The organism is Nocardia sp. NPDC005745 (genome assembly GCF_040630775.1).
GTDB lineage: Bacteria > Actinomycetota > Actinomycetes > Mycobacteriales > Mycobacteriaceae > Nocardia.
Window position 1 is genome coordinate 25,342 of the sequence record NZ_JBEXYF010000008.1, and the last position, 21,095, is coordinate 46,436.

18 protein-coding genes and 1 pseudogene are annotated in these 21,095 nt (G+C 65.3%); 12 read left to right on the forward strand and 7 right to left on the reverse strand.

All coding sequences use genetic code 11. From position 1 onward, the window contains the following. Positions 1-288: 288 nt before the first annotated feature. From ABZ420_RS10780 to ABZ420_RS10790, 3 genes and pseudogenes are all read right to left on the reverse strand, one after another. Positions 289-2,700 (reverse strand): hypothetical protein, encoded by a 2,412-nt coding sequence (locus ABZ420_RS10780; protein WP_357120046.1) that lies wholly within the window; start codon positions 2,698-2,700, stop codon positions 289-291. After that, positions 2,701-3,204, reverse strand: coding sequence for a hypothetical protein (locus ABZ420_RS10785; protein ID WP_357120049.1), 504 nt, complete (start codon positions 3,202-3,204; stop codon positions 2,701-2,703). Positions 3,205-3,654: 450 nt separating this feature from the next. Then, positions 3,655-3,828, reverse strand: a pseudogene (locus tag ABZ420_RS10790) (TetR family transcriptional regulator); the annotation flags it as partial. A gap of 139 nt (positions 3,829-3,967) precedes the next feature. Between ABZ420_RS10790 and ABZ420_RS10795 the strand changes: the two are divergent. The 4 genes from ABZ420_RS10795 to ABZ420_RS10810 all read left to right on the forward strand — a co-directional run bounded on the left by ABZ420_RS10795 (position 3,968) and on the right by ABZ420_RS10810 (position 6,712). Further along, on the forward strand, positions 3,968-4,459 hold the full coding sequence (locus ABZ420_RS10795; RefSeq protein WP_357120052.1) for a DUF2199 domain-containing protein: 492 nt from the start codon (positions 3,968-3,970) through the stop codon (positions 4,457-4,459). Between the two features lie 215 nt (positions 4,460-4,674). Continuing rightward, the gene (locus tag ABZ420_RS10800; RefSeq protein ID WP_357120055.1) at positions 4,675-5,247 is read left to right on the forward strand and encodes a TetR/AcrR family transcriptional regulator; all 573 of its coding nucleotides are present in this window, start codon (positions 4,675-4,677) and stop codon (positions 5,245-5,247) included. 398 nt (positions 5,248-5,645) lie between these two features. Beyond that, on the forward strand, positions 5,646-6,122 hold the full coding sequence (locus ABZ420_RS10805) for a DUF1772 domain-containing protein (RefSeq protein WP_357120058.1): 477 nt from the start codon (positions 5,646-5,648) through the stop codon (positions 6,120-6,122). Positions 6,123-6,313: 191 nt separating this feature from the next. Further along, the gene (locus tag ABZ420_RS10810) at positions 6,314-6,712 is read left to right on the forward strand and encodes a PPOX class F420-dependent oxidoreductase (RefSeq protein ID WP_357120061.1); all 399 of its coding nucleotides are present in this window, start codon (positions 6,314-6,316) and stop codon (positions 6,710-6,712) included. Positions 6,713-7,096: 384 nt separating this feature from the next. On the opposite strand, the gene ABZ420_RS10815 is transcribed toward ABZ420_RS10810, so the two are convergent. Beyond that, positions 7,097-8,338, reverse strand: a complete 1,242-nt coding sequence (locus ABZ420_RS10815) for a hypothetical protein (RefSeq protein WP_357120064.1) — start codon at positions 8,336-8,338, stop codon at positions 7,097-7,099. Between the two features lie 706 nt (positions 8,339-9,044). Further along, positions 9,045-9,275, reverse strand: coding sequence for a DUF6400 family protein (locus tag ABZ420_RS10820; RefSeq protein ID WP_357120066.1), 231 nt, complete (start codon positions 9,273-9,275; stop codon positions 9,045-9,047). A 368-nt stretch (positions 9,276-9,643) separates the two neighbouring features. Here ABZ420_RS10820 and ABZ420_RS10825 point away from each other — a divergent pair, with 368 nt between their 5' ends. Beyond that, complete coding sequence (locus tag ABZ420_RS10825; protein WP_357120069.1) at positions 9,644-10,855, forward strand: hypothetical protein; 1,212 nt, start codon at positions 9,644-9,646, stop codon at positions 10,853-10,855. Between the two features lie 647 nt (positions 10,856-11,502). Here the strand turns inward: ABZ420_RS10825 and ABZ420_RS10830 are convergent. Both ABZ420_RS10830 and ABZ420_RS10835 read right to left on the reverse strand, forming a co-directional pair. Next, positions 11,503-11,817 carry a hypothetical protein gene (locus tag ABZ420_RS10830; protein ID WP_357120071.1) on the reverse strand — a complete coding sequence of 105 codons (315 nt, stop codon included), beginning with the start codon at positions 11,815-11,817 and terminating at the stop codon, positions 11,503-11,505. Positions 11,818-12,421: 604 nt separating this feature from the next. Beyond that, positions 12,422-13,024 (reverse strand): helix-turn-helix domain-containing protein, encoded by a 603-nt coding sequence (locus ABZ420_RS10835; RefSeq protein ID WP_357120074.1) that lies wholly within the window; start codon positions 13,022-13,024, stop codon positions 12,422-12,424. Between the two features lie 221 nt (positions 13,025-13,245). Here ABZ420_RS10835 and ABZ420_RS10840 point away from each other — a divergent pair, with 221 nt between their 5' ends. The 7 genes from ABZ420_RS10840 (at position 13,246) to ABZ420_RS10870 (ending at position 21,092) form a co-directional block, all read left to right on the forward strand. Then, positions 13,246-14,418 carry a spirocyclase AveC family protein gene (locus ABZ420_RS10840; RefSeq protein ID WP_357120077.1) on the forward strand — a complete coding sequence of 391 codons (1,173 nt, stop codon included), beginning with the start codon at positions 13,246-13,248 and terminating at the stop codon, positions 14,416-14,418. A gap of 1 nt (position 14,419) precedes the next feature. Further along, complete coding sequence (locus ABZ420_RS10845; RefSeq protein WP_357120080.1) at positions 14,420-15,238, forward strand: CbbQ/NirQ/NorQ/GpvN family protein; 819 nt, start codon at positions 14,420-14,422, stop codon at positions 15,236-15,238. Further along, positions 15,235-16,926, forward strand: coding sequence for a VWA domain-containing protein (locus ABZ420_RS10850; protein WP_357120083.1), 1,692 nt, complete (start codon positions 15,235-15,237; stop codon positions 16,924-16,926). The genes ABZ420_RS10845 and ABZ420_RS10850 overlap by 4 nt, the downstream gene beginning before the upstream one ends. Positions 16,927-17,040: 114 nt before the next feature. Next, entirely contained in the window at positions 17,041-17,907 is an 867-nt protein-coding gene (locus tag ABZ420_RS10855) for an ABC transporter permease (RefSeq protein WP_357120086.1), read from the forward strand. Next, a complete protein-coding gene (locus ABZ420_RS10860) occupies positions 17,907-18,761 on the forward strand; it encodes an ABC transporter permease (RefSeq protein WP_357120089.1) in 855 nt (284 codons plus the stop codon). Before ABZ420_RS10855 ends, ABZ420_RS10860 begins: the two co-directional genes overlap by 1 nt. Before the next feature lie 4 nt (positions 18,762-18,765). Continuing rightward, complete coding sequence (locus ABZ420_RS10865; protein ID WP_357120092.1) at positions 18,766-20,058, forward strand: MCE family protein; 1,293 nt, start codon at positions 18,766-18,768, stop codon at positions 20,056-20,058. Next, positions 20,055-21,092 (forward strand): MlaD family protein, encoded by a 1,038-nt coding sequence (locus tag ABZ420_RS10870; protein ID WP_357120095.1) that lies wholly within the window; start codon positions 20,055-20,057, stop codon positions 21,090-21,092. The genes ABZ420_RS10865 and ABZ420_RS10870 overlap by 4 nt, the downstream gene beginning before the upstream one ends. Positions 21,093-21,095 lie beyond the last annotated feature (3 nt).

Sequence of the window (21,095 nt, forward strand, 5' to 3'; positions counted from 1 at the left end):
TCCAGGACAGCATGCAGGCAGTGCCCTGGAACGGCACTGTCGGCATCGGCACCACGGCTGGAGCTGACCATCTGGATGAGCCTCACGACGATCTACGGACGCAAGAACGTCAGGCGCTGGATGAGCTTTACCAACTGAAGTGCTTGGTCCGGATCCCCCCGACACCCTTCGCGCACGCTACGAACTTGCGTGTCGCACAAGCGGGCTCTCGCAGCCGGCTCGGGGGAACACCGATTCCCCTCGACGATCAGTGACTACCATGCCGGCGAGTAGCAGATGGTCATGTCCCTACCGGTCACGTGCGGCGTCGGCCGCATTCTCCTTCGGGATCGTTCGCCACATGGGCGCTGGACGTGCGCCCTGCCGGTGCAGTTCGACCAGGCGCGGCCGGGCACGGTCCCAGAACAGGCGGATGATCCTGCCTTGCGCCTCGGCTGCTCCGGCCACCGGGCGTGTCGATTCGGCGCTCGTCACCAGAAGCTCACTCAGTCGTTGCTTTCGCGCGTCCGAGGACGGATGGGAATTGAGTTGACGAGCCTGCTCCTCGCCGGTCTCCAGCAGCGACAACGCGCGATCCATCACGTCCACCACATCGAAGTACAAGCCGATGCCCAGGAAGGCGCCTACCAAGTCGATGTTGTCGGCGGCGCCGAAACCGGCCGTCGCGAGAATGCCCAAGCTGATCTCGTCGGCCAGGAATTCCTGTTGCCAGGAGTGGGTGAGTGATTCGACATCGGGGACCGGCAGCATTCCCGCGCGCGGCGTCGCTTCATGGGCGTGCACCAGCAGGTGTGCGTACCCCCGCCCCAGGACGAAACGGAGGAGGAAATCACGCAGGTCCGCGGCGAAGTCGAGCTGACCACCCGGCAGCCCGCCGAGCGCATGGCCGACGACGCTGCCGGTCATGGCGTAAACGCTGACGATTTCGGCGAAGCGCGCGGCGAGCATCGGCTCGGCATCCAATCGCTCGGCCGCGGCGGACTCGTCGAAGGAGAAGCTGGTCCTGCCGCTCGCATCGGTGCGCCGCTGCGGCAGAACCGACAGGACTGCTTCACCGAACTTGAACGCGAACAGCGGCAGCTCGTCTTCGATGAGCATCAGGCAGGTGCCTCGAGCGTCCCAATGGCCGGGCACGGGCGCGAGCACCGCGTCGAGCCGACCCGTCCGGAGGTGGCCGACGAGCGGGCGGGGGAATTCGGCCACCTCGGCCTGCAACGCACTCTCGGTCCAGCCCAGCACCTCGGCGAACAGGTCGCCCACGTCCCGCGGATCGCGACCCAGATGCACCGTCGCCGCTCGCGGATCGTCGGCTCGCTCGACGCGCAGGAAGCGATCGAGTTCGGTTCCCAGAGCGGCTGGGTCGACTCGAGCGCGGGCGCCGAGCAAGGCATCGGTCCGCGCCAGCAGATTCCGGTAGTAGTGCGACGCGGCTTCGTCGGGGTGTAGCGACCCCGGATCGAGCGGGGGGTCGAGCGTAGGCGCTTCTTTCGCGATGGTTCGCCAGGTACGTGCCGGTCGCACGCCACGCTCGCGCAGTTCCAGCAGGCGCGGTCGCGTGCGTTCCCACAGCAGACGCACGACGTCCGCCTGAATCTCGGCGTTCTTCAGCGCCGCCCGGAACCGTTCGGCCTTCTCCCGCTCGTCCGTGCCGTCGACGCGAGCCAGCTGCTCGAGCGACTCCCGCATTCGTCGCCTGCGCAGATATGACGGTGGGTGCGAGCCCAGTTGGCGCACGTTCTCGTCACCGGTTTCCAGCAGGGACACCGCTCGATCCATGACGTCCAGGGCGTCGAAGAACAGGCTGATGCCCAGAAAACTCAACTCGACCGGATACGCGTCGGCGCAGTTGATCGCCAGGCCCATGCCGATGAAGTCGGCTTCGAGCTCCTGCTTCCACGAGTAGGTCAGCGTGCTGACGTCATCGATCGGCAGGACACCTCGGCTCGGCGCCGTCTTGTGCAGATGGCCGAACAGGATGTGCCCGTATTCGTGGCCGATCACGAAGTTTTCCAGGGACTGTCCCAACATGTTCGCGAAGTTGAGGTAACCCGGAGGCAGCATGGCATAGGACTCGGTCCGATCGAACCGGCCGGTCACGGCGTAACCGGTGATGGCGTCGACGAAACGAGCGAGGACATCCGGATCGGACTCGATCCGCTCGGTCACGCCGGACACGCCGAGCTGATAGTCGCGCAGATGTCCGTCGTGCACAGGGCCGCGCGGGATCGCCCAGGCGACCGCCGCGCTCAGCTTGCGCCAGAACTCCTCCATCTGGTCCTCGACGAGCACCAGGTAGGCATCCGAGCGTCCCGGTGTCAGCGTGCACACGGCATTGAGCTGCCCGGTTCGCAGCGGACGCACCAACGGACGGCCGCCGAGCCGGGGCAAACCGTCCGGGAACAGGGTCGGAATGGCCGCTTCGATCCTGTCCTGAATTCTGCTGAGCTGCTCGACTTTGATCTCGTGGCGGCCCGCGCGACCGCGCATGAACTGGGCGACCACCCGCTCCGCCTCCGCCCGTATCTCCGGAGTGACCCCGGGAGCTGCGTAGTCCCGCAGGATCCGTTCGAGGAGTTCCGCAGCTCTGGCCTCGAATTCGGCCAGGTCGGCGCCGGCGAGATCGCCGGGCTCGGGCTCCTCCAGTGCCGCCCGCAGCTGCTCGTAATACCGTTGTGCTGCTTGCTGGGCGTCACCGTGCACCTACGCGCCGCCCTCGGGAGCCGGATCGCCGTCCATCGTCTCGACCGCGATGTCCGCCGTCTCTATCGCGATGTCCGCGCCGAACCTCTCGGTCACCGTTCGAGTGACCTCCTCCGCGCTGCCGCCACTGGAAAGCAACTGCGGCAGGGTGGATACCACCTTGCCGAACATGCCCTCCGGCTCCCTGACCTCCACGGTCACCTTGCCGTCGACGGTGACGATCACGACGGTGCCGTACACGACATCCGGGGTGCGGTAGAACGCCTTCGGTGCGCCGGGCCGCAGGTCGATCACCTGACCACCTTTGCGCTGCTCCAAGATGTGCAATACCGCACCGACGGCGGCCGCCGCACCGATCAGCAGCAGGGTCACGGTCGTGACCGGCTCGATTCCGCGGCGGGGGAACTCCTGCACCTCGACGCCGTGGGCCGCTGCCAACGCGCGTGCCGACGGCACCTCCCACGGGTCCAGTAAGACGGCCTGCGTCTGTGGCGGCTCGTTCACCGAAATTCCCCCTGCACGAAGACAATCGAGTCAGACCAACAGCGTGCCACAACTGGGCTGTCGCTGCCATGCCATCGGGGGTTCTGCGGTCGGAGCGGCCGGCACAGGGAGTTCGCCGCGTCGCGGTCGTTCGGGGTGCCGTCCGGACGAGTGCGGAGAATCTCGGATGGTCACGAGCCGGGATGGATAGCACAGCCCGTTCGACCTTCGGGTCCAGTTCACCATCCGCTACGGTCTCGGTGGTGTTCGTCCGATCCGGGTTCCTCATCGGTTACCTGATGGCGCTACCGTTTCCGGTACGCGGAAAAAGGGAGCCCGCGGCACAGAGTTCCGACATCTGGTTTCGTTCATCACGATTGCCGAAGAGCTGCATTTCGGCCGCGCACCCCGGCGTTGATGGACAGGGAACGGTGTATGTCGTTTCCGTGGAAGGGCTTACAGAGCCCGGCGCTACCCCAGGGGTGTTGGTCGCGGTGCCGATGAGAGCGGGGCGATCCAGGTGGTGAGGTAGTTGCGCAGCGTGCTGCCGGAGCGTGGTGGCCGGCCGGGGTCGATGACGAAGGACCGGACGATGCGCAGCATGTGCTCGACGAGTTCATCCAGCCGGGTACCGGTGATGCCGGCCCGATCACCGTGACCCTGTGCTGGCACGGAATATCCCGCTCCCGCGCGTCCAGCGAATACGTGCTCACAGCTGATTGCGGAGCGACTGGGCTGCTCCGGCGACGCCGCAGCGGCGACCTGAGTCACCGATACTGGTGGCGTGCCTATTGACAACTGCCCCGACTGTGGACGGGTGCTCGACGAACACGACCGGCACCGAAGGTTCAGGCTGCCGGAACCGGTGTTACGCGTGTCCCAGCCGGTGCCCGCGCAGGACGTGTGGATGAGCGGCTCGGATATGGGCGATTCGGAGTTGCTTCAGGTGCGGCAGGTCGGAACGTTCGCGCGCGCGACGCTTCCGGTCGCGCTGACCGGCGGTTACCGCGTTACTTTCGGGGTCTGGCTGCTGGTCCATCCCGCCGAATTTCGGTCGATCTGCGAAGCTTGGTGGGGTGCGGGCTATTCTCAGCTGCGCATCGAAGGCTATCTGGCGAACGAGATTCCGCCGTGGGGGATGCTGGCATCGCCGGTCGAGGCGATCGTGAAAGATTCAGAGCGACTGCCGGTTTGCGTAGCGTCGACGGATTCGCTCCTGGCTCGGGTGTTGCACGAGCAGTGGTCACATGAAGTCGTGTTGGGTTCGATCCACTGAACCATGGGCGGTCCTGGTGCCGTTATGCACACGAAGGTGGCTGGCGACGCTGTGCGTTCGGCTTCGATCCGTCGAGGGCTGCACTGTCATCAACACCGCTTCGATAGGCGCGATAGTCGACCCCGGCGCACGCTGCGGCCGCGGCGGTCATTTCTGTGCTGATGAATCCCAGATCTAGTGACACTAGATGGTATAGCAGTGCTAAAATCAGGCTTATGACGACCCAGACGCGGCGAGAACGGGAACGCGCCGAACGGCACCGGCTGATCATCGACACCGCTCGGGAGCTGGCCGAGTCGCAGGGCTGGGACGCGGTGACTGTGCGCAGGTTGGCGGAACGGATCGAATACAGCCAGCCTGTGCTGTATTCGCACTTCGCGGGCAAGGATGAGATCGTCACGGCGGTCGCCGAGGAAGGCATCGCGGAGATGGCCGCGTGGAGCCGCGCCGCGTTGGAGTCCGCGGGCGGCGAGCCGCGCGCAGCGTTGGCGGCGGTGGCGCGGTCCTACCTCGACTTCGCGACCGCGCGGCCCGCACTCTACGACGCGATGTTCCTGATGAAGGTGAACCTCGCGTTCGGCGAGAATGCCTCGCAGCCGCTGCGGGACGCGTTCGCCGTCATGTTCGCCGCCTTCTCGCCGTTCGCGGGCGAGCATGATCCGGAGACCTTCACCGAAGTCGGCTGGAGCACCCTGCACGGCCTGGCGACCCTGGACCGCGGTGGACGTCTGCGGCCGGCTCAGCGGGACGCCCGCCTAGCGGTGTTGCTCGACCAATGGACCCGATAGGCCTCTGCCGAGGCCACGGGTCCCCAGCTGGTCGCGCCGCTCGTCGGCCACATGGGCGCGGACGCTGTCGCCACCAGCGCCGCCGTGCCGGATACGCGCGAACACCATCGGGCCGCCGCCGCGCAGCAGTGTCACCGTCGGCCTGATAGTGCAGTAACCCGTCGTCGGCCACCTCGCGTACTTCGTGAGGGCGCACCGAGACATGCCCCGACAGCCATCATGTGCGCCATGGTCCTCCGCGGGGTGCATGAGCCGGGAATGACGCAGCTGATGCACCGTGCAGGAGTCGGCGGTGCGGGGCGCGGTCTGAAATCTAGCAAGGCTAGACAACGTAGCGGACGAATGCTACCGTTGCTCCAGTTCCTAACGATGCTAGAAATTCGGGAAGGGAAGTCGAAATGCTCATTCTCACCGGCCAGGCCATCGCCGCCGCCGCCGTTCTCTCCAATGCCATCGTGTATGGCACCGATGTCAGCGTGGCCGTGATCACCCGGTCCGTGTACCGCAAGCTCGATGACGCGACCGTGACCATGAGTGCGGGCTGGGGTCACTACTACGGCGACAAGCGCATGCCGGTTGTCGGCGTGGTCGGTGTGGTCAGCGCCGTGCTCACGCTGCTGATCGCACTGTCGGCCGGGCAGATCGGCGCCGCTATCGCGGCGGGGATCACGGTGGCGGCACTGTTCACCTGGCTCGCCTTCTACGTCCGCATCGCCAAGCCGATCAATTCCCAGCAGACCGCCGCTGCGCAGAGCGGCATCATCCCGGCCAATGCCCGTGCGCTGCAGGACAAATGGGACAGCATTCTGAAGTACCGGGTCACCCTGCAGTTCATTGCCATTGCCGGACTGTGCGCCGCGTTGATTCTCTTCTGATCTCAGAACACGGGGTAGGCGGTGCCGCGCGGAGTAAGTGGTCGGCGCACCAGTAGAAAGCTCGTCGTCGCCGTCCCGCTGACACACGACGCGCGGGACGTGGCAGGCAACAGCTCGAGCTTCCTCCACCCGAAAACTTCCGGCTGATCGCCGGGCACACCGGATATCGAATTCACCAAGGAGTAACGGACATGACCTTCACCATCAATGAACAGCAGTTCCTCGCCGAGGCCGGGATCGGTCGGCTGGCCACGGTGTCGCCCGACGGCGTTGTGCAGAACAACCCGACCAGCTATCGGGTGAACCCCGACGGCACGATCGACATCGGGGGAATGGGGATGCGTGCCAGTCGAAAGTACCGCAATGTCGAGGCGGGCAGCCGGGTGTCGTTCGTGATCGACCAACAGGTTTCACTGGAGCCATACGTGATCCGCGGCATCGAGGTACGTGGCACGGCCGAGGCGCTCGATGACGAGGAGCCGCCGTTCCCACCCCAGGAACGCGCGGTCATCCGCATTCACCCCGAACGGATCATCTCCTGGGGCATCGATGGCGGATCATTCGACTTCACCAGTCGCAGCGCCGAATAGTGAGGCACCATGGTGCTCCCAACACGAAAGGCCGTCACCGACCGTCCGGTAGTGAGCGGAATGGACCGCGTCGGTGCGTGAGACCGGGCACCGCGACATCGGCTACGCCGACCTGCGCTACGGGAGTGGGGAGCTGATTGATTTCCACGCGATCACTACCCGAGCCGTTCGTCCTTGCCCTCATCGTCGAATGGCTCGAATCATGGGCAGACACCACCTGGTCGTGGCGGCCGACCGCGGAGGCCGACGCTGGACCTCGTCGACTGACCTGTTGTCGCCCGGCTGCCCGCCGGAATCGACCGCCACGTCCTGCCCCGTTGGAGCGCTTCGCGCTGTACCGGATCGAAACTCGCCTGCCACTTGGTGCGGGGGCGGGGCGTCAGTTCATGCGGAGGTGGGGTCGAACTCGGCGGTGACGCGGTCCACGAGTTTCTTGGCTTCGGGGCTGTCGTGGTCAGTGGGCAGCTCGACGGGCTGTCCGTTGATCGGAACGGTCACCGGCCGACGGTTCGCCAGTACCTTTCCGGCGCCGTCGCCGCCCGGTAGACCGGCTGCGGCCAGGAGGCGGCCCATCACGGTGTCGGCGCCGACCGGCGGCAGGGCTACGACGCCCTGCGGCCACTGCACGCCTTTGATTTCGAAGAAGTCATGGTAGCCGCCTATGTGCTGGTAACCCACCTGGTTCCAGTACAAATCGTCTGGCGTCGAGCCTTGCGTTTGATCGATCTCATTGTTGAAAGTGCCTTGGAACACGCCGCTGCTGGGTTCGAAGTGCGCATATTGGCCCGACACGGACGCCTGCGCCTCGAGCAAGTCGAACACAACCTCCATACCACCGGGAGCAGGCCGGTTGTTCTTGGAGTAGAGAGCCTTGGCGCCATCGATGTCGGCCGGGTTCCACATGTGCGGGACGAGGTCGAGGTCGTTGGCGTAGCGCTGCACTCGTTGCAGGCGTCGGGTGGTGTAGTCGACGAATTCCTGATTGCAGAAACTCGGTCCGGCGGTCGAGAGCACGCTGATTTTGGCTTTCTCGGAGTTGTCCCATAGCCACTGGGTGTCGCGCAGGAACAGGGCCAGCGTGAGTGACAGGGCGCCGCCGAGGCTGTGGCCGGTGACGGTCAGGTCGATCGCCTTGTCGCCGAGCGCGCTCAGGAACTCGGGCAAGGTGTGACCGGCGCCGGGACGGTGGCCGGAGGGTCTGATGTTGATGAGGGTTTTCACCCCGATGGCCGTGCCGATCGTGTGCAAGGCAGCATTATTCGCGAACCACGGCGTCTGGAGAATGAAGGAGTCCTCGACGAGCCAGTCGAACACCAGTGCGTCGGTACTGCCGGCCATGGCGATCACGTACCGGGAGCGATCCTCGGTGCTTCGCACCATGTACAGGGCGTTGACCGCGTACAAGTCGGTGTCGAACAGCGCGACTCCCGGACCCCAGACGATCTCCCACCCTCCGATGACCTCCCGGTTGGTGTCGAGATACTGCTGGATCTTCTGGGAGAGTGTGCCCTCCAGGTCGCTGTCTTCTTTGCTGATGCTGTTGACCAGATTCGCGTACTCGCACAGCTGGTATGCGATCTTGTCCTGCAGATTCGGCTCATTGATCGTCGTGGATTGTGCAGTCATGTACCGCTCCTTACTGTATGAGTTTCATCCGAAACAGAGAGGAAAAGCGGTGACGCGAATTCACACGCCGCGTCCGCATCGGGGACAGAACATCCCGGACCGGTAGCTGCGTATACGATTCTAGACGATCCACCACACATGCGGGCGGATAACTTGCCTGTCCAGGATTTATCGAAACTCCATGACTCGGCACGGCCGACGGCTGGTCGGAGGTCATTGCCGATCGTGCGATCGCCCCAGTTCTTCGACGCCTGTGGGCGGGCGGACGAAGCGACCATCACCCGGTCCCGTGGCTGGGCTGTTCTTCGCGCAGTTTGCCTCATCCGGATCGGACAGTCCGGCAGGTGTGGTCTGCCCAGGGGCGAACCGACCGGGGAATCAGCAGGCTACGCCACACTCGAGCGGGTCCTGGCGATGCCCTGACCTGCGAATCGAGGACGGTGTAGCCGGCAGCTTTCGGCGTGTTGAGTACGTCGTACGACCGGGTCATCGTTGTGCAATGACGCCGTGTCGAGGCGGAGCGGACAGTGTGGATCGCTGAACAGGCGACCAAGACAGCGGCGGAAGATCAGTACTGCTCGAGCCCGAACCGGCCCCGCTCCATCACGCCGCGGCCCGCGCCGCCGAAGAAATATGCCCGGCAACCGCAATACGGATCAGCAACCGGAGGTGACACAACGAACCGTGGTTGTGCTCGGCGGTGAGATCAGTAGGCGGTATCGCGCATCGTCCGATCGGGCAGAATCCCCGATCGGACGAGTTCCTCGTAGATTCGCTGCTGCTCATCATCGAGATTCGAGTACAGCATGTCGTACGCCAGATCTTCCTCGGCGAGCACCGTGACCGGATCCCAGTCGTCCCCCAGTGCCGCGAGGACGGCGCTGCGCCGTCGTGCCTCGTCCAGCGTGAGGTCGTAAGCAAAATTGTGGTCGGTCATTCGGGATCTCCAACGAGGTTCTTTCCGAAACGAATTGCTGACAATGCCCAACGGGGCCTTTCTCAGGCAATGGCCTGCATCACATTCCACGGCCGAACTTCGTCACATTTGATGCCGATGCGCGGATCGACCCCGGCGTAGGCAGCTGACCTGCATATTCGAGCGGCGCAAGTAGCGTCGATGCCCGGCCGTGCCGAGCATCGACGCAGCCTCGCTGACCGAGCTTGTGTGGGTACCCGGCGGTCGGGAGCAACGCGAACGAGGGACGGGTTCTGATAGATTCCGGCCGCATGGGGTACAAGCGCGGCTGCGCACGGGTCTCTGCGGCCGGCCGGAACCCAGAATCGCAGAGGACCGTTCTGGGCGCGATGTATGTCGCCGTCGCGGCGCTGCTCACCTTGGTGTTATTCGTCCCGCAGGTGCGGCTGTATCGGGATGAGCAGCCGCGTGCCGATGTCATCGCTCAATTGCGGTTTCTTCGTGCGGAATTGGGGTCGGGGCTCGGGGAGGAGATGCAGGGCATGTTCCCAGAGGGTTATTTCTTCTCCCACGTCTTGTACGGGTTGGCGTGGACTGATATCGCCCGTGGCGACACGACGTATCGGGACGAGGCGCTTCGGGAGGCACGCTGGGCGCTGGAGCGATTGGGATCGGCTTCGGCACGGACGGTTTTCGATGCGCGGCTGCGCCCGGCGTACGGGGTTTTCTATGTCGGATGGTCCAGCCGGTTGCGCGGGGACGTGATCGAACTCGCCGGTGCCGGCGCACCGGAGGCGGCGCAATTCGTCGCGGATTGCGAGGGACTCGCGGTCGCTTTCGGTAGGGACGGGCCGTTCCTCGCGGCGTATCCGGGTCAGGCTTGGCCGGTCGACAGTGTGGTGGCCGTGTCCGCGTTGAGGTTGCACGACCGCATCCTCGGACCGCGCTTCGAGTCGGTGATCGCCGAATGGCTCACGTCGGCTCGCTCGCGCTTGGACCCGGCGACCGGTCTACTGCCGCACCAGGCGACTCCCGTGATGGAGGGTGCGCGCGGCTCGTCACAATCGATGATCCAGCGGTTCCTGCCCGAGATAGACCCCGCGTGGGCCGCACAGCAGTACAGCATATTCCGCCGACTCTTCATCGATACTCCACTCGGCCTGCCAGGAGTGCGGGAGTACCCGCACGGCCGCAGCGGCGCGGGCGATGTGGATTCCGGGCCACTCATTCTCGGTATCAGCGCGTCGGCCACCGTGGTCACCATCGGTGCGGCCCGAGTACACGGCGATCGCTCCCTCTCCGGTCCACTCACCGGCCTCGGTGAGAGCCTGGGCGTTCCGGTCACTTTCCGCAACTCCAAACGCTACGCCTTCGGTGCCCTCCCTATCGGTGATGCCTTCCTGGCCTGGGCTTTCGCCGTACCGCTCGCCACCACCGCAACATCGTTCCCGCCGGTGGTCCAATGGTGGTGGCGGGTAGCCTGGCACGCCCTCACGCTGACGGTCCTCACCGTGCTCTGGTTCCCGATAGTCCGCGGACTGGTTCGGCGCGTGCGCGCGGGTCAGCGCAGCACCTCTGCCATCCGCCATTCGCCGGCCTGATCCAAGCGGTCATCCGGACACACGAGTAGCGCATCCTTCGGAGAGTACGAGTTCGCGTCGTGCCGCGGTCCGCTATTCCCCGGCCCTTCGTGAACCACCCGGGCTCGGACGACTCCAGGCTGTCCGGTGGCTGAGATGACTCCGCTGTCGGCCCGTAGCGCCCGTCGGTCCGGCGGGGCCGGCGGGGCCGGACCATCGAATGCGGTCCGAGTCCTGATGGCCGGTTGCGAGGGTGACACCGGCCCTGACGAAAGGTCACGGCACTGACACGGTGTTCGGGCTGGCGTGGTGCCAGCGGAATGAAGTGTGGCGCCGGTGGGCCATCACGGCGATCGTCCGGTCGGCCGTAGCGCCGGTCCATCGTGTCTGCGGTTCCGGTAGCGAGTGGATTCTGGTTCGCCCACAGGTCCCGCAGCTGGTGTTCAAGGAAGCCCCGCGCTCATCGCTTGAAGGTGCTATCTCCTTGACAGGCAAATGTAATCGCCAGGGTTCATTTGCCGTGGCTACGCTGGCACGTCGAATGAAGATTAAAAATCTGGCAAATACACTGCAATGGTGCGTGCATCGCTGATGCGCAGCGTGGTGGTGAGAAGAAAGGCCGGTCCCGAGCGGTGGCTCGGAGGAAGTGGTGATCTACCGGGACCGGATCAGGCGGCGGGGGGCTGGGGCTGGTTCAGGTCCCGGACGCCGGTGATCGCATCGATGATGTTGACGATCGCGGAGGTGCCGCCGTCGAGTGCCGAGCTGCCGGAGTCGAGCATGGCGGAACCGGAGGACGAACCGGCGGAACCGGTGGACGAGCCGCCGTCGGCCGAACCCGAGGCGGAGCCGGTGGCAGCGGAGCCGGTGGCAGCGGAACCGGCGGCGCCGGAACCGGCGGCGGAGGCCACCGCGACCGGGCCGAAGAACAGGGCGGCGGCGGAGATGCTGCTGGCGGCGATCAGGGCCTTGCGAGTGAACATGTACGAAGCTTCCTTTCACGGTTGGATAACGACGCCATTGCGGCGTGCACCAGCAACGTTAGGAAAAAGAGATCTATAAATCCACTTCTCTTATTGTGGGGATAATCACCGTTAATAGTTGGCTAACGACATATTGTGCCGAGGTAACGCCATTTGATCTTCACTTCGGATACAAATTCATGATCGAATCAGTCGATATCTTTCACGGTGCCGCGTATCGCTGTGCGGCGGAGCCGATCTCGTAGCGGGGGAGTCCTGACCCCGGCTCGGCGCAAAAGGGCTGTCGGCTGCCCCCGGCGCCCTCTCGGATGCCGGCGTGTGCAAACCGCGGCCGCGGCTCCTCCGCTTCCACGCAGGTGGACCTCATGAACACCGCCTGCTGGTCGGCCTTGGTCGTGCCGACTTCCGGTGCTGTCGATCCTCGGGGATCGCCGGGGCGAGATCCGGTTGACCGCCGGTCACTGCCTCCCTGTGCCGTACTGGCGCGGTGATCGATTCCGGTGAGGTGACCGAGCTGGTCGCCGCTGAGATTGTCGTGCTATCGGCGCCGGTGGGCGTCACGTCCCCCGGCGGTGCGGTGTCGGCGGCAGGGGGTGTGGCGCGGTCAGGGCAACTTGATTACCGACACATACATTTCGATGATCGGCCGGTAGAGGTCGACGTCGTCGAGCTGGCTTCCGAGGACGACCGAGTCGCTGGTGGCGATGAGCATGTGCGCGAACGTCAGCGGGGGGATCAACAGGGTTCCGCCGACCCGGTCGAGGCCCTCGGCGATGAACCTGCCCAGTGACTCGACGACCTCGGCCCTTTTGGCCGCTACACGTTCCCGTGCCTCGGGGTTGCGAAGCAGATACAACGTGAACTCGTAGCCCAGCGCGGCGTGATCGGTCCCGCGGTCGTGACCGAGTTGCCGCCACCGCTGGGCGATCGCGTCGAGTTCGCGTGCCCCTACTTCCGACACCGAGGAGAGCACTTCGGCGAAAGTGTCGAAATAGCGACGCAAGTACCGGTCACTCAGTGCCAAGAACAAGTCTTCCTTCGTGGCGAAGTGCTTGTAGATGGCGCCTTTCGTGTAGCCCGCGGTATGCGCGATGTCGTCGAGAGTCGCTGCCGTGAAGCCTTTCTCGGCAAACACCGCCTCGGCGGCATCCAGAAGGAGCGAACGGGTGCGCTCGAGGCGGCGCTCCAACGTCCATCGCTCGACCATACGGGTCAGTGTAGCGGAGGATCTCAGAAACTACTTGGGTGGTGAGATACTAAGTGGTATCTTGGTTGGACGGGCCCTCGACGGAGGGCACTTGATGACTTCTCCGTAGTCGAACGATGTCGACCACGGTCCCTGCTACATCGGGCTCATCGCCGATCCGTATCCCCTGGTCGCACGGATGCGTGAGCGCTGTACTGCAACTATCCGAAGGAGACAGTGTCATGAGCGGACTGTCGAATAGGAAGAACGCACCCCCTGTCACCGAGTCGCTCGGCGGAGTGGCCACGCTCGGCACCCAGGTTCGGTCCACGGTCAAGCCGGTCCGGATCTGGGCCGTTCTCGGCGGTGCGATCCTTGCGTTCCAGCTGTATGTGTGGATCCGCTGGGCGACCGGGCCCTATTTCGTGCGGGTGCCCACCGGGCCGAGCGATCCGCCCGTGTGGATGAAGACAGTCCTGATCACGTGGACAGCGGTGGTCTTGGCCGGCTGGCCGATCGGCGTCTACTACTTCATCGTCAGGCCGTGGCGGCGGGAGCGGCGGATCACGACCGACGGCATGCTATTGGTGGCCTGCGGCCTGCTGTTCTTCCAGGATCCGCTCCTGAATTACTTCAACACCTGGAGCACATACAACACCTGGATGTTCAACCGGGGCTCGTGGGTGCAGCACGTTCCGGGTTGGCGATCGTATGGCGAACCGGGCGCGATGATGGCGGAACCGCTGCTGATGAATGCGGCGGGTTACTCGTACGGAGTTCTGCTGTGCACGATACTCGGATGCTGGATCATGCGCCGGGCCAAGGCGAAATGGCCGAATATCGGAAACCTCGGATTGATCGGCGTTCTGATCGTATGGACGTTCTTCTTCGATTTCGTCATCGAGGGCATGTTCCTGATGCCGATGGGGCTTTTCACCTATCCCGGTGCGATCCAATCGTTGTCGATCAATGCCGGAACCTACTACCAATGGCCGATCTATGAAGGGCTCATGTGGGGAGGTGTCCAGGCTGGTCTGTGCGCACTGCGCTACTTCACCGACGACCGTGGCAGGACATTCGTCGAGCGGGGGCTGGAACGTGTCCGAGGTGGGTTCGTGCAGCAGCAACTCACCCGTTTCCTGGCGATCTTCGCGGCGTGCAGCGTGTTCTTCTTCGTGTGCTACAACCTTCCCGCTCAGTGGTTCGGCATGAACGCCGACCCCTGGCCCGAGGACATCCAGAAGCGCTCGTACTTCGACATGGGCATCTGTGGTGAAGGAACCGGGCGGCTGTGTCCTGATCCTGTTCTGCCGATCCCCGGCAAGAACACCGGCTACATCGATCCCGAAGGCCGGCTCGTTCTCCCCGACGGGGAAGAACTTCCGGAAGTCGTTCCCTTCGAGCGAGGAAATTGATATGTCGATCAGTCGATCCACCGCCGTACTCCAGGATTTGGAGGCGCCGTTCTACCGGGCGGTCGGCGACGAGGTGGAGGTCTTCCACGCCGCAGCTCGCCGCGGTTCGCCGGTGTTGTTGAAAGGCCCTACGGGATGCGGGAAGACACGCTTCGTGGAGGCCATGGCACACGAGCTCGGTCGCGAGCTGATCACCGCCGCCGGGCACGAGGACATGACCTCGGCGGACCTGGTGGGCCGGTTCCTGCTCCAGGGCGGTGAAACGGTGTGGGTGGACGGGCCGCTGACCCGGGCCGTGCGCGAGGGCGCCATCTGCTACCTGGACGAAGTGGTGGAGGCCCGCCAGGACACCACCGTGGTCATCCACCCCCTCGCCGACCACCGGCGCGAACTACCGATCGATCGCCTCGGCAAGACATTGCGAGCAGCTCCGGGCTTTCAGCTGGTGATCTCCTACAATCCCGGCTATCAGAGCGTTTTGAAGAGCCTCAAGGAGTCGACCCGCCAGCGTTTCGTCGCCATCGAGCTCGACTTCCCACCCGTCGATATCGAGACCGAAGTGGTCGCCTACGAAGCAGGAATCGGATCCGACACCGCGCGTGCCCTGGTCTCACTCGGTCACGCGATTCGCCACCTGGACGGGGCACCGCTGCGCGAAGTCGCTTCCACCCGGTTGTTGATCCTGGCAGGCGGTCTCGTCGCCGAGGGGCTGAGCCTGCGCAGCGCCGCCCAGTCGGCCGTCGTCCAGGCCCTCTCCGACGATCCCGACGTCGTGCGTGCCCTCGGTGAACTCGCCGACGCCGTCCTGCCACGGACATGAACGCCTCGAATCCGGCGAACCTCGACCGCTTCCGGCTCCTCGCGACATTCGTCGCCGGTCGGTCCGTCGATGTGGCGGAAGCACCCGCCGGCCGACCCGCTCACACCAACGGTCGGACCGTCTTCGTCTCGGCGGATCGGTCCACCGCGGAACAGCGCCGCGAGATGCTGGTCCAGACCGCCCTGCTCGGTGCGGGGAGCCTGGATCGGCATCTGGTCAGGACGCTGCGGGCACGCCCCGCGGTAGCGCGCCGCTACCTGGCGCTGGAAGGTTGCCGAGTGCTCGCCGAACTCGGCGAAAAGGTCCCCCTCGCAACAACGCTCGGGCCCCTCGAGCCACCCGGCACCGCGACCGCCGAGGAGTCGCTCGAAGTGGCCGCAGGCCGTGTGCCGGTTGCCGATCCACCCGAGTGGTTCGGTGTCATCAGACCTTCCCGGTTGCTGGCAGCGACAGCCGGAGCGGGTGCACAGGCCACCGACAAGGAGCTGCGCTTGGATTTCGATCCCATCGACTTGCCCGAGGCCGACGACGATGACCGGGACAGCGAGCAGGCCACCGGAAGTAGAATTCTCAGACTGTTCGAGAATCCTCTGTTCAACTCGCGGGCTCTGTCGGATCGGTTACGCAAGTTGTTCGGCGACTCCCGTTCTCCCGGAGACGGAGCGGCAGGCGCAGAGATGCGAGTTCGCGCCGTCCGACGGGTGCGGAAGGTGGGAGCGAATGCCCGGCCTCTGCCCACGCGTATCGGTTTCACCGATGACGGCAAGCCCGGCGCCGCGCTGGGAGTGGGCGGCGCCCTCCATCCGGAGTGGGACGTACACTCCCAGCGATATCGACCCGATTGGTGCCGGGTCATCGACTTCCCGTTGACAGTCGCCGCCGACATCTCCGCCGCCGGTGTCCCACCCGACGACGTACTCCGACGACGCCTGTCTCGCATCGGCCTCGGCTCGAAGGTGCTGCGCAGCCGCCCCGACGGTGACGAGCTCGATATCGAAGCACTCATCGATCTCGTCGTCGATCTGCGTTCGGGATACTCGCCCGCGGAGAACATCTACTTGGAACGCCGCAAACTCGAGCGCGATCTCGGCGTCCTCATCCTGCTCGATGCCTCCGGATCGGCCACCGACACCGATCCGGCGGGCCTGACCGTCCACGACCATCAGCGACGGGCGGCAGCCACCCTGGCCCTCACGCTCGAAGAGCTCGGCGACCGCGTCGCTGTCTACGCTTTTCGCTCGCAGGGCCGACATGCTGTCCACCTACCTGCGATCAAGACATTCGACCAGCGTTTCGGCGCGGTCGGACGAGCCCGGCTCAACCAACTCCAACCCTCGAACTACACACGTCTGGGCGCGGGCATCCGCGGGGCAGGCGAGATTCTCCGAAATGAAGCAGGTACGCAGAACCGGCTGCTGGTCGTCCTTTCGGACGGCTTTCCCTACGACGATGGCTACGAAGGCCGTTACGCGGAAGCCGACGCCCGCAAGGCCCTGGAAGAACTGCGCGCCGACGGCGTCGCCTGCCTGTGCCTGTCCATCGGCGCCGCCACCGCCACCGACGCCCTCGAACGTGTCTTCGGCTCCGCCGGTCACGCCGGCGCGACCACGCTGAGCGAACTCAGTCCGCGAATGGATGAATTGTTCCTGTCGTCCCTTCGAGAACTCGCCGCATCCAAACCGCGCTGACGACAACGCGTCCGACCCGAAGACCAATCGCAGTCGGGCGCCGCATCGATAGGGGCAATCCGTGGCGGCCCTCTTACGACTCCGATCACGTCGACACCAAAAGGGAGGCTCATAGTGACACTCGATGAGGCCCCGAACAACCATCCAACCGCGCCCACCGCGGTCGCCGAGATCAAGAACTGGTCGAAGGAGTACGCACGGCGGCACCCGATCGCGTCGCTGCAGACCGTCGGTCGGCAGGTCGCACTCGGTCGCAACGCCTTTCGCCATCTCCTCACCGACATCGCCGGACGCCGCTTCCCCTTCGGCGAATTCGTCGCGCAAGCAGCGTTCATGGTCAAGACCTCACTGCTTCCGACGGTAGCGGTCGCCCTGCCCATCAGCGCGACACTCTCCATCCAGTTCGGTCTGCTGGCCGGGCAGGTCGGCGCCACCGCGCTGGCCGGGGCGGCGAGCGGTTTGGCCGTGATCCGTCAGTCGGCTCCGCTGGTTACCGCCATTCTGCTTGCGGCAGCGGTGGGTTCGGCGCTGTGCGCGGATCTCGGTTCACGCAAGATCCGCGACGAGATCGATGCGATGGAGGTCATGGGCATCTCGGTGCTGCGCCGGCTCGTCGTGCCGCGACTGGCCGCGGGGATCGTCGTCGCCATGGGCCTCACCGGCGTCAGCTGTTTCGTCGGATTCCTCGCGGGCTACTTGTTCAACGTCTATGTCCAGGACGGGACACCGGGCAGTTACCTGGCGACGTTCTCCTCCTTCGCGACCGCGGGTGATCTGTACCTGGCCATGGTCAAGGCCGCGGTGTTCGGGGTGATCGTCGTGGTCATCGCATGCGAGAAGGGCTTGAACACCCGGGGCGGACCGGGAGGTGTCGCGAACTCGGTCAACGCCGCTGTCGTGGCATCCATCGTCGTGCTCATGGTGATCAATCTGGGCTTCACCCAGATCTACACCATGCTGTTCCCGAGGACGACACTCTGATGGCCACCACCTATCTCCCACCCGGAGTTCGGACGGTGATCGCGGTGGCGCGACCACCGTGGTACGGGATCATCCGGCTCGGGCACATGTTCACCTTCTTCGTGCGCGCCGTGGTCTCGATCCCGCTGGCCCTGCGGCACTACAGCCGGGAAACCCTGCGCATCATCTCCGACGTCACCTGGGGCAATGGCTCGCTCATCGTCGGCGGCGGCACTGCGGGGATCATGATCCTCCTCGGCGCGGCGGCCGGGGGCATCGTCGGCATCGAGGGGTTCAACGCGCTGAAACTGCTCGGGATGCAACCCGCCACCGGAATGATCGCGGCCACCGCCGCGACCCGCGAGCTGGCCCCGATCATGGCCTCCATCGCGTTCGCCGCCCAAGCGGGCTGCCGGTTCACCGCCCAGCTGGGCTCGATGCGGATCGCCGAGGAGATCGACGCCCTGGATTCGATTGCGATCCGCCCGGTTCCGTTCCTGGTCACCACTCGGCTCATCGCCTCGGTCGTGGCGATGGTCCCGCTCTACCTAGCCGCGCTGGCCGCGGACTACCTCGCGGTGAAGCTGTTCGTCGGCGTCGCCGGGGCCCAATCCTCCGGCACCTACGATCACTACTTCGACCTGGTGCTCAGCGGCACCGACATCGTTTACTCGCTGCTGAAAGCGATCGTCTTCGTCATCGTCACCACCACGGTCCAGTGCTACTACGGCTACTACGCGCGCGGCGGGCCGCAGGGCGTCGGCATCGCGGCCGGGCGGGCGATGCGCGCGAGCATCACCGTGATGATCACGGTGAACCTGCTGATGACGCTGGCGCTGTGGGGATTCGACGCCGGTTCGAGAATCAGCGGGTAGCGCGATGGCGATCGTATTCGAATCCGACGACAGGCACCTGTCCAACGCGGTGCTGTTCGTGCGCGGCTTGGCCGTCCTGGTTGTCATCACGGCCACCGTCGCGGCGATGATCGCCCGATCCGAAGGCGCGTTCGCGCGGACCGTCGAAGTGACCGCGCTACTGGTCGATGTCGGTGACGGACTGCCCAGGAAGTCCGATGTCAAATACCGCGGCGTGCTGGTCGGCAGTGTGCGGGATGTGGTACCGGCAGCCGACGGCCGAGCCAACTCGGTGCGTATCGATCTGCTGGCCGAGTACGCCGGCGGGATTCCGGCGACCGTGACGGCGCGGGTCGTCCCGAGCAACGTCTTCGCTGTGCCCTCGATACAGCTCATCGACAACGGCCCCGGTGCCGCCCTGGCGGAGGGGGCCCGGATCCCGGAGGACCACAGTCGCGCCGGCGTGCAGCTACAGACCTCACTGACCGCGCTGAGCCACATCGTCGCCGCCGTGGGGCGACCCCGCTCCGACCCCACTGTCGGAATCCTCGAAACCGTCGAGCGAGCGACCCGGGGCCGGGGTGAGGACGCGCTGGCAGCCGCGGCCCAGCTCGAACGAATCGTGCGTGCTTACAACGCAGAGGCGACTTCTACCGGTGAATTGTCGCTGCTCACCGGGCTATCGGAGGCGGTGCACGGGTTGCAGCAATCCGCACCCGATCTCCTCGCCGCGCTGCACGACGCGGTCGGGCCCATGCGCAGCGTGGCCGAGCAGCGACTCCGATTGGCGGAATTGCTGACCGGCAGCATCGCGACCAGCGAACGGGTCGGCACAGCGATGACCAATCGGACCGACACCGTCATCGACCTCAACAGCAGAATGGGGCCGGTCCTGCAGATTCTGGCCGCAGGCAGCGGCAACTTCGTCCAGATGACGACCTCCCAGACCCGAGTCGCACGCGTGTTCACTCACGATTTCTGGAACGCCGAGGACCAGAGCGGCACCGCCGAAGTGATCGTCGAGCTCACCCCGCACAAGCAGTACACCCGCACCGACTGCCCCCGCTACGGCGAACTGGCCGGCGCGAGTTGCGAAAACGGCCCTGCCGCGGGCCCACCCGTCATCGGCACCCTCGACCTGCCGGTGAGCGGACCTGAGCGACGACGACGTCTCGCCGAGCGCCTGGGCCTGCCGCCCGAATCCGTCGGCCTCGCGGAGCTGTTCGGCCTGGCCCCGCAGTCGCTCGCCGACCGCGGAACCGCGCCTCCCGATACCGCACCGGCTACCCCCGCACCACCGGCAGGAGAACCACGGTGAAACATAAACGCGACCTCGCCGGACTCACCGCGTTCCTGCTCGTCGCCGCCCTGCTGACGTGGATGGTGCAGGCGACCCTGCGACGCGACATCACCGGCGACACCCACTCCTATTCCGCGGTGTTCACCGATGTCTCCGGACTGCGAGTCGGTGATGACGTCCGGGTCGCCGGTGTGCGGGTGGGCCGAGTCGATGCCATCGACGTTCACGGACCACACGCCGAGGTCACCTTCCGGCTGCGCCGGGATCAGACCGTCTACGGCAACACCCTGGCCTCGGTCACCTACCAGAATCTGATCGGGCAGCGCTACCTCGGACTGAGCCTGTCCGACTTCGGGGACGCGACGCCGCTGGCGCCCGGCGCGCAGATCCCGCTCGAACACACGGAACGGTCCTTCGATATCTCCGGTCTGCTCAACGGATTCCAGCCATTGTTCAGCACCCTCGACCCTCAGGACGTCGACAACCTGACCGCCGCGTTGATCAGAGCGCTCCAAGGCGACGACGGTGCGGTCGCCGCCCTGATCACCGAAACCGCGACTCTGGCGCAATCCCTCGCCGGACCCGACCAGATCCTCGGCACACTCATCGACAATCTCTCGGTCGTGATGACCACCCTGGCAGCGCAGAGCACCGGAATGCGGACGGCACTCGCCCAGACCCGCAAGCTCTTCGATGCACTGGAGGCCCGCCGCGACACCCTGATCGAGCAGACCGACCGTATCGCCACCGTCGTGTCCGATGCCGCGAGCGTCGTCGACGGCGCCGCCCCGTCGCTGAACGAGTTCATCCGTCGCGAACCCGGCTTCGCACGACATTTCGTCGATGGCCGGGAACGGTTCGCCTACCTCGGATTCAACCTTCCGCTGCTGTTGCAGTCCATGGTCCGCGCCACCGACAGTGGCGCATTCGTCAATGCCTATGTCTGCGACATCGGATTCGGTCTCGTCCCCGGAGTCGACCCGGTGATCTCGCGGATCCTCGGCGCCACCTCCCCCTCCGGCCATTCCCAGAACTCCGCCATCTGCAGGTAGAAC

What these genes read in the sequence shown, in the direction of transcription:
- ABZ420_RS10810 (WP_357120061.1), top strand. Translation starts at nt 6,314, where the DNA reads ATGACCTTCACCATCAATGAACAGCAGTTCCTCGCCGAGGCCGGGATC.
- ABZ420_RS10825 (WP_357120069.1), top strand. Translation starts at nt 9,644, where the DNA reads ATGTATGTCGCCGTCGCGGCGCTGCTCACCTTGGTGTTATTCGTCCCG.
- ABZ420_RS10830 (WP_357120071.1), bottom strand. Translation starts at nt 11,817, where the DNA reads ATGTTCACTCGCAAGGCCCTGATCGCCGCCAGCAGCATCTCCGCCGCC.
- ABZ420_RS10800 (WP_357120055.1), top strand. Translation starts at nt 4,675, where the DNA reads ATGACGACCCAGACGCGGCGAGAACGGGAACGCGCCGAACGGCACCGG.
- ABZ420_RS10865 (WP_357120092.1), top strand. Translation starts at nt 18,766, where the DNA reads ATGGCGATCGTATTCGAATCCGACGACAGGCACCTGTCCAACGCGGTG.
- ABZ420_RS10860 (WP_357120089.1), top strand. Translation starts at nt 17,907, where the DNA reads ATGGCCACCACCTATCTCCCACCCGGAGTTCGGACGGTGATCGCGGTG.
- ABZ420_RS10840 (WP_357120077.1), top strand. Translation starts at nt 13,246, where the DNA reads ATGAGCGGACTGTCGAATAGGAAGAACGCACCCCCTGTCACCGAGTCG.
- ABZ420_RS10835 (WP_357120074.1), bottom strand. Translation starts at nt 13,024, where the DNA reads ATGGTCGAGCGATGGACGTTGGAGCGCCGCCTCGAGCGCACCCGTTCG.
- ABZ420_RS10815 (WP_357120064.1), bottom strand. Translation starts at nt 8,338, where the DNA reads ATGACTGCACAATCCACGACGATCAATGAGCCGAATCTGCAGGACAAG.
- ABZ420_RS10805 (WP_357120058.1), top strand. Translation starts at nt 5,646, where the DNA reads ATGCTCATTCTCACCGGCCAGGCCATCGCCGCCGCCGCCGTTCTCTCC.
- ABZ420_RS10850 (WP_357120083.1), top strand. Translation starts at nt 15,235, where the DNA reads ATGAACGCCTCGAATCCGGCGAACCTCGACCGCTTCCGGCTCCTCGCG.
- ABZ420_RS10820 (WP_357120066.1), bottom strand. Translation starts at nt 9,275, where the DNA reads ATGACCGACCACAATTTTGCTTACGACCTCACGCTGGACGAGGCACGA.
- ABZ420_RS10845 (WP_357120080.1), top strand. Translation starts at nt 14,420, where the DNA reads ATGTCGATCAGTCGATCCACCGCCGTACTCCAGGATTTGGAGGCGCCG.